Origin of the sequence: Oscillibacter valericigenes (genome assembly GCF_021531915.1) — a bacterium.
Lineage (GTDB): Bacteria > Bacillota > Clostridia > Oscillospirales > Oscillospiraceae > Oscillibacter > Oscillibacter valericigenes_A.
This window is the reverse complement of the sequence record NZ_JAFBIV010000012.1, coordinates 57650-65602: the sequence shown is the minus strand read 5'-3', so window position 1 is coordinate 65602 and position 7953 is coordinate 57650. Positions and strand designations below refer to the sequence as shown.

Below are 7953 nucleotides of genomic sequence, written 5' to 3'. Positions count from 1 at the left end.
CACGGTAGTTAAGCTCACTTCTGCCCACAATACTTGGCTGGCGACGGCCCGGGAAGATAGGTAACGCCAACACTAAGCGACAGTCGAAAGACTGTCGCTTTTTTGTTTATCCTTGTTTTTTTCTGGGTCGCGTGTTATACTATGTCAAAATATATACGGAGAAGAGGGAAAAGAATTTGGATAAGAAAACGACGGATATTGTGGCGTATCTCACCTGGATCGGTCTGCTGATCGCCATTTTTCTGGGAGACCGGGAGGGTTCCAAGTTTCATATCAACCAGGCTCTGGTCATCTGGATCGCAGGCCTGCTGAGCGTGATCCCCTGCGTGGGCTGGGTCTGGGGCATCTTCTGCTTTGTCTGCGCGGTGATGGGATTCATCGCCGCTCTCAATGGGGAGGAGAAGGAAGTGCCTCTGCTGGGAAAGATCAAGCTGCTGAAATGAACTGCGGAGCCGCGTATGTGCGCGGCTCTTTCCCATATGGAGGAACTATGAACAGACAGATGACGGACCGGGAGGTCTATCCTGCGGCATGGATCACAGTGTCGGCCCTGACAGCGGCTTTTTTGATCTGGAAATGTGTGCTGCATGCGCCCACTGTCAGTGGCTGCTGGGTTTACCGTACCTGGCATATCTATTGCCCCGGCTGCGGCGGTACCAGAGCGCTTATGGCTTTGGCAAAAGGACACCTGCTGCAGGCGCTTTGGTACCATCCGGTGGTGCCTGTGGCCGCGATTTGGACAGTCGTCTATTTGTCGTCCCAGACACTGTGGCGGCTTCGTGGAAAGTCCGGGTGGACACTGCACTACGATCTCAGATGGCCCAAATGGCTGTTGTGGCTGTTGGCCCTTAACTGGATCGGGAAAAATCTTCTGCTGGTGGAATTTGGAATCGAACTGTAACTATCATAGAGAGGGGCTGAGAAGTTGTTTTTCATCATGCCAATGCTGCCGATTCTGGCAGTTTACATTCTGGCGGCTGTGCTGCCCGCCATTATTTTGCTGCGCTATATCTATAAGCATGATACGGTGGAGAAGGAACCTCCCGGACTTTTGATGCTCCTATTGTTCATGGGTGTGCTGGCTGCTCTGTGCGCCACGGTGCTGGAGGCAGTGTTCCAGACGGTCCTGGACCTGCTGGTGGACCCCGGCAGCCCAGCCTATACGATTTTACTGGCCTTCCTGGTGGTGGCTGTGGTGGAGGAGGGCACCAAGTTCTGGCTGCTGAAGCTGCGCACCTGGTATCATCCCGCCTTCAATTACCGCTTTGACGGAATTGTCTATGCAGTGTTCGTGTCCCTGGGCTTCGCGGCCTATGAGAACATTACATATGTGCTGCATTATGGATTGTCGGTGGCTCTCCCAAGGGCACTGCTGGCGGTGCCAGGGCATGCGGCCTTCGCGGTGGTCATGGGAGCATTTTACGGGCGGGCCAAGCTCCGTGAGGGCTGGGGAGACCTGGTGGGAGCCCGCCGGGACCTGTGGACCGGCTATCTCTGTGCGGTGTTCCTGCATGGATTTTATGATACCTGCGCCATGATCGGCACTGGGACCTCCACGGTGGTGTTTCTGGTGTTCGTAGCGTTGATGTTCCTGGGTATCTTTCGCCTCGTCAAGAAGGAATCAGCCGCCGACGCGCCCGTGTAAAAAACAAAACGGCAGGAGATATCTCCTGCCGTTTGTTTATTGAAGGATACTGCGAATATTGCTCTGGATGCGGGCGGACAGGGCTTCATATTGGGCGCGTTCCTCCTGCGTCAAGCCTGCCTGGCTGGCTTGACGGGCATCCTCCAGGGCCACGTCCAGATCCTGAAAGACGGCTGCGGACGTTGTGGGGAAGGAGACCCGCAGCAGCTTTTCCTCCGTCTCGATATCCTTCAGATTTTCCACCAGAATCAGTTCCTTGGCTGCCAGCCGCTGAAGGCTGAAGGACAGGCTGCCCCGGGTAAGGCCCGTAAAGTCCGCCAGGTCCCGCCGGGTGCAGGGAGCCTCCAGTTCCCTCAGGGCCAGCAGAAGGGTAATATCCTGGAGGGAGAGATCGTTTTTCAGAGCCGCCGTCTCCAGGTATTGCTCCAGCAGCTTCCGGTCCCGGTAGGCGTTGTGCAGGGGACCGCTGCCGCTCAGCAGCTCCGGCGCTACCCGGCTGCGCTCTGCCCCCAGCTTCTTGGAGTTGGGCAGGACCGCAGGCGGCACCGCACCGTCACCGGCGGCGTCCACCAGAAAGCGGTAGACCTTGGGGCGGCATCGCTGGTATTCCTCCTCATCCAGAACGGTTTTGAAGAACTGCTGGTAGTACTCAAAGACCATCAGCTTCATTTTGACAGTCTTGGCGATGGTGAGGCTCTGGTTGGCCAGAGAGCCCTTGGTCTTCACATAATAATAAATGGGGATTTGCAGGGCGTAGAACCGCTCCGCGTAGCGGATGTATTCCAAATTGAACATGAAGTCCTCGCACCAGCTGATATCCGGGTCCATCCGCAGGTGATGCGTCTCCACGATGTCCCGCCGGTAGAGCTTGTTCCAGAGGACACCGTAGTAGAAGTCAGCCGGATTCTCCATCATATGGGCGGAAAACTCTTCCCGGGTAAGCACGGTGTCCTCCTCAATATCCCCCTTGCGGGAGACCCGCTCTCCGATGACCCGGTAAAAATCGGCGATTACCAGATCGCACCGGTTGGCCTCTGCGGCCCGCACCAGAGAACTGGTGGCATCGGGGGTGATCCAGTCGTCGCTGTCCAAAAACTGGAGATAGGTGCCCTGGGCCAGGTCCAGTGCCAGATTCCGGGTGTCCGAGACGCCGGAATTCTCCTTGTGGATGACCCGGATGCGGCTGTCCCGCTTGGCATAGGCGTCACAGATGATACCGGAGCCGTCCCGGCTGCCGTCGTCCACCAGGAACAGCTCAAAATCCGTATACTGCTGGGTCAGGATGCTCTCGATGCAGCGGCCGATGGTGTGAGCCGCGTTGTAAATGGGAACGATGATGCTGACAGTTGGGGACATACAGAACTCTCCTTTGAAAAGGTGCATTTATTTTAACATAGAGAGTACAGCCCGTCAAATACGGACATTGCCTTTTGAAGCGGTTGGGGGTATACTGCAGAAGAAGGATGTGATCCTGTGGAGATCGAGAGAAAATTCCTGGTGACAGCTCTGCCGGAGGATCTGGCTCAGTATCCCAGACGGCGGATCGAGCAGGCCTACCTCTGCACCGAGCCAGTGCTGCGGGTCCGGCGGAAGGATAATCGTTATTTTCTGACCTATAAGGGGCCGGGGCTTCTTACCCGGGAGGAGCATGAGTTCCCTCTGACGGAAGAGGCCTATCTCCACCTGCTGAAAAAGGCAGATGGGGACCGCATCGCCAAGGACCGCTATGAGCTGCCCTGCGGCCCCTACACCATCGAGCTGGATGTTTTTGATCCGCCTTTCGCCCCACTGGTGCTGGCGGAGGTGGAATTCCCCGGCGAGGCAGAGGCTCTGGCTTTCCAGCCGCCGGCGTGGTTCGGGGAAGAAGTGACCTATGACCCGGCCTATACCAACGCCGCTATGAGCCGGCGGAAGCTGTGAAAGGAAACGCTATGGAAGAGATGATCCGCCCCGGCAGATACCGCCATTTCAAGGGAAAGGAATATGAGGTCCTGTATGTAGCCACCCACTCGGAGACCCTGGAGCCTATGGTGGTATACCGGGCGCTGTACGGCGAACATGGTATCTGGGTGCGCCCGGCATCCATGTGGAACGAGATGGTGACCCGAGACGGCGTGACCCACCGGCGGTTTACGTATATTGGGGAGGGGGAAGCGCTGTAAGCCTTGACTTTATGCGTTTCCTGTGATAAAATCCTCCTGATAATACGGTCGTGGTATGTCTGTCCAGGCACCCGGCTGAAAGACAAAAATCAATGAGAATGGAGATATGAATCATGGAAAGAATCAAGACTCTTGAGACCCGCAACCTGTGCGAGAGCGCCAAGAACGGCGGCTGCGGCGAGTGCCAGACCTCCTGCCAGTCTGCCTGCAAGACCAGCTGCGGCGTGGCCAACCAGAAGTGCGAGAAGTAAGATAACCGCAATCAAAAAGCTGCCGCCTGTGAAGGCGGCACTTTTTCTGTACAAGGAGAAACAATTATGGTACATCAGTATCAGCTGAACGGCTACAACATCGTGCTGGATTCCTGTTCCGGATCCATCCATGTGGTGGATGAGGTGGCCTATGACATTATCGCACTGTTCCCGGAAAAGACTTCTGACGAGATCGTGGCGGCCATGCTGGAAAAGTACGCTGGCCGGCCGGACGTGACGGAGCAGGACCTGCGGGACTGCATCGCCGATGTGGAGGCGCTGAAGCAGGCCAGGAAGCTCTATACCCCCGACACCTTCGCCGACATGGCGGGCACCTTCAAGGAGCGCTCCGGCGACGTGGTGAAGGCCCTGTGCCTCCATGTAGCCCACACCTGTAACCTCAACTGCGCATACTGCTTCGCCAGCCAGGGCAAGTACCACGGCGACCGGGCTCTCATGAGCTTTGAGGTGGGCAAGCAGGCCCTGGATTTCCTCATGGACCACTCCGGCACCCGCACCAACCTGGAGGTGGACTTCTTCGGCGGCGAGCCGCTGATGAACTGGGATGTGGTGAAGCGGCTGGTGGAGTATGCCCGCAGCGTGGAAAAGGAGCGGGGCAAGAACTTCCGCTTTACTCTGACCACCAACGGCATGCTGATCGACGATGACGTCATCGACTTTGCCAACCGGGAAATGAGCAACGTGGTGCTGTCCCTGGACGGCCGCAAGGAGATCAACGACCGAACCCGGGTGGACTACGCCGGCAACGGCAGCTACGACCGTATCGTGCCCAAGTTCCAGAAGCTGGTGAAAGCCCGGGGCGGCAAGAACTATTACATGCGGGGCACCTTTACCCATGCCAATCCGGATTTCACTAAGGACGTGTTCCACATGGCGGACCTGGGCTTTACGGAGCTGAGCATGGAGCCGGTGGTCTGTGATCCCGATGACCCAGCGGCCCTGACCCCGGAGGACCTGGAGATCGTCAAGGACCAGTATGAGACCCTGGCCGAGGACATGCTCCGCCGGGAGAAGGAGGGCAAGCCCATCACCTTCTACCACTACATGCTGGACCTGACCGGCGGCCCCTGTATCTACAAGCGCATCTCCGGCTGCGGCTCCGGCACGGAGTACATGGCCGTCACCCCCTGGGGCGACCTGTACCCCTGCCACCAGTTCGTGGGCGAGGAGAATTATAAGCTGGGCGACATCTGGAACGGCGTCACCAACACCAAGCTGCGGGATGAATTCCGCGCCTGCAACGCTTACGCCCGTCCCGAGTGCGCTGACTGCTGGGCCAAGCTGTACTGCTCCGGCGGCTGTGCCGCCAACGCCTACCATGCCACCGGCTCCATCCGGGGCGTCTACGAGCCCGGCTGTGAGCTGTTCCGCAAGCGCATCGAGTGCGCCATCATGATGAAGGTGGCGGAGCAGGACACCCGAGAGGACGATTGATGGAGACTCCCATCTATGATTTCCTGCGGCGCTATGACGGCGCCGGGATGGCCCGATTCCATATGCCCGGCCACAAAGGGAAGACATTCCTGGGCTGCGAGCATCTGGATATTACAGAGGTGAAGGGCGCGGATGCCCTCTATGAGGCCGACGGCATCATCGCCCAGAGCGAGGCCAACGCCACGACCCTGTTCGGTTCCCGCCGGACCTGCTATTCCACCGAGGGCTCCAGCCAGTGCATCCGGGCCATGATGTACCTGGCCCTGACCTGCCGCCCCACCGGGGCGGCCCAGGTCATTGTGGCGGTCCGGAATGTCCACAAGGCCTTTGTCTACGCGGCGGCACTGCTGAACTTCGAGGTGGTCTGGCTGTGGCCTGAAGAGAGTTGCTCCCTCTGCGCCTGCCCAGTCTCCCCGGAGGGCCTGGAAAAGACGTTGGCATCTCTGCCGGCACCGCCCACCGCCGTCTATCTTACCAGTCCGGATTATCTGGGCGGCATGGCGGATATCGCTGCTCTGGCGGAGGTCTGTCACCGCCACGGCACGCTTCTGGCGGTGGATAACGCCCACGGTGCCTATCTGCGTTTTCTGTCTCCCTCCCGGCATCCCCTGGACCTGGGGGCTGACCTCTGCTGTGACTCCGCTCACAAGACTCTGCCGGTGCTGACCGGCGGCGCCTATCTCCATATCAGTAAACATGCTTCGGCGGTTCTGGCGGAACACGCCAAAGCCGCTCTGGCGCTGTTTGGCTCCACCAGTCCGTCTTATCTCACCATGGCCTCCCTGGACCTGTGTAACGGCTATCTGGCGGCAGAGTATCCTGCCAGACTGGCGGAGACGGCGGAGCGGCTGGACCAAGTACGGAATCGGCTGCGGGCATCCGGATGGCAGGTGGAGGACAGTGATCCCCTGCGGCTGACCCTCCGGACCCCTGAGGGCCTGGCGGGCACAGCCCTGGCAGACCGCCTACGCCAAAGCGGCGTGGAGTGTGAGTATGCCGACGGGGACTTTCTGATCCTTATGGTCACTCCGGAAAATGCTCCGTCTGACTTTGACCGCCTGCTGACTGCCCTTGGCGAAAACCATGCTCTTTATACGCCGTCTGCTCCTTTGCCGCTGGCGAAAGGAGAGCGGGTTTGTTCCATCCGGGAGGCTCTGTTTGCGCCCCATGAGACCATCCCCACCGGGCAGGCTCTGGGCCGCATCTGCGGTGCGCCCACGGTGTCCTGCCCCCCGGCCATCCCCATTGCCGTCTCCGGTGAGGTCATCGGCCCGGAGAACCTGGCGCTGTTTGCGCAGTATGGTGTAGAGACTGTAGATGTTCTGAAATGAAAAAACGCCCTTTCACTGAAAGGGCGTTTTTATGTTCCCTGAAAAGACATGTATAAAAACTGCCTTGCCGATTCCCGGCCCTCAAACCCGGCGCAGCGGCAGGGGATAGCGTTGACGGCCTGTTCCAGCAGCGGCTGGCGTACCGTGGCAGTATCCGCCGTGAAGTCCAGCGCCAGCACATTCTCCCAGGCACGGTTCAGAAAGGCCACCTCCCGCCGCCCGTGGGTGCGGGTCAACTCCGGTATTCCAGCAGTGCGGAGGTAGTCTGACACGATCCGCTCCGGCAGTCCGGCGTCCAGTAATCCGGCACGGATCTGCTCCATGGCGAAGTCGGACAAATCCTCCCAGTGGTCTCTCGTGACCCCGCAGGCCACAATGGTATATCGGCTGGCACAGTGGACCAGCAGCAAACAGTCCTGTCCACGGAGGGTGATGCAGTGCAGGTCCCAGCAGTATAAACGTTCCAGCGGCAGACCGTAGGGCACAGACCTGATTTTCAGCTTCCGCTGCAGCGGAAAGGTCAGTCCGAGCTGCATGACCGCACCTCCCACCGTTCCAGAGTGGCCCGGATACCGGCGGCAAATGCCCGGTGGCCGCTTTCGGTGAAGTGGATGCCGTCAAAGGTCAGTTCCACACCCCACTGTCCGGCGTCTGCAAAAGAGATGCCCAGCCGCCGGGCCAGAGCTTCGTATTCTTCTGCCAGTCTGGCGGATTCCACGAGAAGCCGCTCCTCCGTGACCCAGATGCCCTGCTTCATGGGCGGCGGCGCGATCAGAAGAATACGACTGTATGCGGGCAGAAGCGGGACCAGGAAGTGCTCCATGCGGACGGCGGCCTCTGCGGCAGAGAGACCCTGCAAAAGGTCGTTGGTGCCCAGCATCACCACCAGACCGTCTGCCCGGGGCGGCCGCACCGCTGTGACCGAAGCAGGAATAGTTCGCCCGTTATATCCGTCGTTCAGTACTTCCCAGCCCGTGCTTTGGGCCAGCAGGTCCGTCCAGCGGCTTTCAGGCGGGTAGCGGTCCCCGATATAGGACCGGGGGTCGTAGCCGTAGGTATTGGAATCACCGAAGCAAAGCAGTCGCATCGTATCACCTCGTTCACAGGAT

The 7953-nt window shown here is 59.1% G+C and carries 11 protein-coding genes; 8 read left to right on the top strand and 3 right to left on the bottom strand.

The window, feature by feature from the left end; translation table 11 throughout:
• The first annotated feature begins 176 nt into the window (after positions 1 to 176).
• The 3 genes from JQM66_RS09100 to JQM66_RS09090 are packed head-to-tail and all read left to right on the top strand — an operon-like array spanning position 177 to position 1645.
• Positions 177 to 443, top strand: a complete 267-nt coding sequence (locus JQM66_RS09100) for a hypothetical protein (protein ID WP_235229560.1) — start codon at positions 177 to 179, stop codon at positions 441 to 443.
• A 47-nt stretch (positions 444 to 490) separates the two neighbouring features.
• On the top strand, positions 491 to 901 hold the full coding sequence (locus tag JQM66_RS09095; RefSeq protein ID WP_235229559.1) for a DUF2752 domain-containing protein: 411 nt from the start codon (positions 491 to 493) through the stop codon (positions 899 to 901).
• A gap of 24 nt (positions 902 to 925) precedes the next feature.
• The gene (locus JQM66_RS09090; RefSeq protein ID WP_235229558.1) at positions 926 to 1645 is read left to right on the top strand and encodes a PrsW family intramembrane metalloprotease; all 720 of its coding nucleotides are present in this window, start codon (positions 926 to 928) and stop codon (positions 1643 to 1645) included.
• Between the two features lie 36 nt (positions 1646 to 1681).
• Here the strand turns inward: JQM66_RS09090 and JQM66_RS09085 are convergent, their stop codons facing one another.
• Entirely contained in the window at positions 1682 to 3001 is a 1320-nt protein-coding gene (locus JQM66_RS09085; RefSeq protein ID WP_235229557.1) for a glycosyltransferase, read from the bottom strand.
• Positions 3002 to 3118: 117 nt separating this feature from the next.
• On the opposite strand from JQM66_RS09085, the gene JQM66_RS09080 reads away from it, so the two are divergent.
• The 5 genes from JQM66_RS09080 (at position 3119) to JQM66_RS09060 (ending at position 6844) form a co-directional block, all read left to right on the top strand.
• The gene (locus tag JQM66_RS09080; protein WP_235229556.1) at positions 3119 to 3565 is read left to right on the top strand and encodes a CYTH domain-containing protein; all 447 of its coding nucleotides are present in this window, start codon (positions 3119 to 3121) and stop codon (positions 3563 to 3565) included.
• Between the two features lie 11 nt (positions 3566 to 3576).
• Positions 3577 to 3807, top strand: coding sequence for a DUF1653 domain-containing protein (locus tag JQM66_RS09075; protein WP_235229555.1), 231 nt, complete (start codon positions 3577 to 3579; stop codon positions 3805 to 3807).
• Positions 3808 to 3920: 113 nt separating this feature from the next.
• Positions 3921 to 4058 carry a six-cysteine ranthipeptide SCIFF gene (gene scfA, locus JQM66_RS09070; protein ID WP_235229554.1) on the top strand — a complete coding sequence of 46 codons (138 nt, stop codon included), beginning with the start codon at positions 3921 to 3923 and terminating at the stop codon, positions 4056 to 4058.
• A gap of 66 nt (positions 4059 to 4124) precedes the next feature.
• Positions 4125 to 5513: a thioether cross-link-forming SCIFF peptide maturase gene (gene scfB / locus JQM66_RS09065; protein WP_235229553.1), complete on the top strand. Its 1389-nt coding sequence runs from the start codon at positions 4125 to 4127 to the stop codon at positions 5511 to 5513.
• On the top strand, positions 5513 to 6844 hold the full coding sequence (locus tag JQM66_RS09060) for an aminotransferase class I/II-fold pyridoxal phosphate-dependent enzyme (RefSeq protein ID WP_235229552.1): 1332 nt from the start codon (positions 5513 to 5515) through the stop codon (positions 6842 to 6844). Before scfB ends, JQM66_RS09060 begins: the two co-directional genes overlap by 1 nt.
• Positions 6845 to 6873: 29 nt before the next feature.
• Here JQM66_RS09060 and JQM66_RS09055 read toward each other — a convergent pair whose 3' ends face one another.
• Positions 6874 to 7380 carry a DUF6933 domain-containing protein gene (locus tag JQM66_RS09055; protein ID WP_235229551.1) on the bottom strand — a complete coding sequence of 169 codons (507 nt, stop codon included), beginning with the start codon at positions 7378 to 7380 and terminating at the stop codon, positions 6874 to 6876.
• A complete protein-coding gene (locus JQM66_RS09050; RefSeq protein WP_235229550.1) occupies positions 7365 to 7931 on the bottom strand; it encodes a GDSL-type esterase/lipase family protein in 567 nt (188 codons plus the stop codon). Before JQM66_RS09050 ends, JQM66_RS09055 begins: the two co-directional genes overlap by 16 nt.
• Positions 7932 to 7953: the final 22 nt, after the last annotated feature.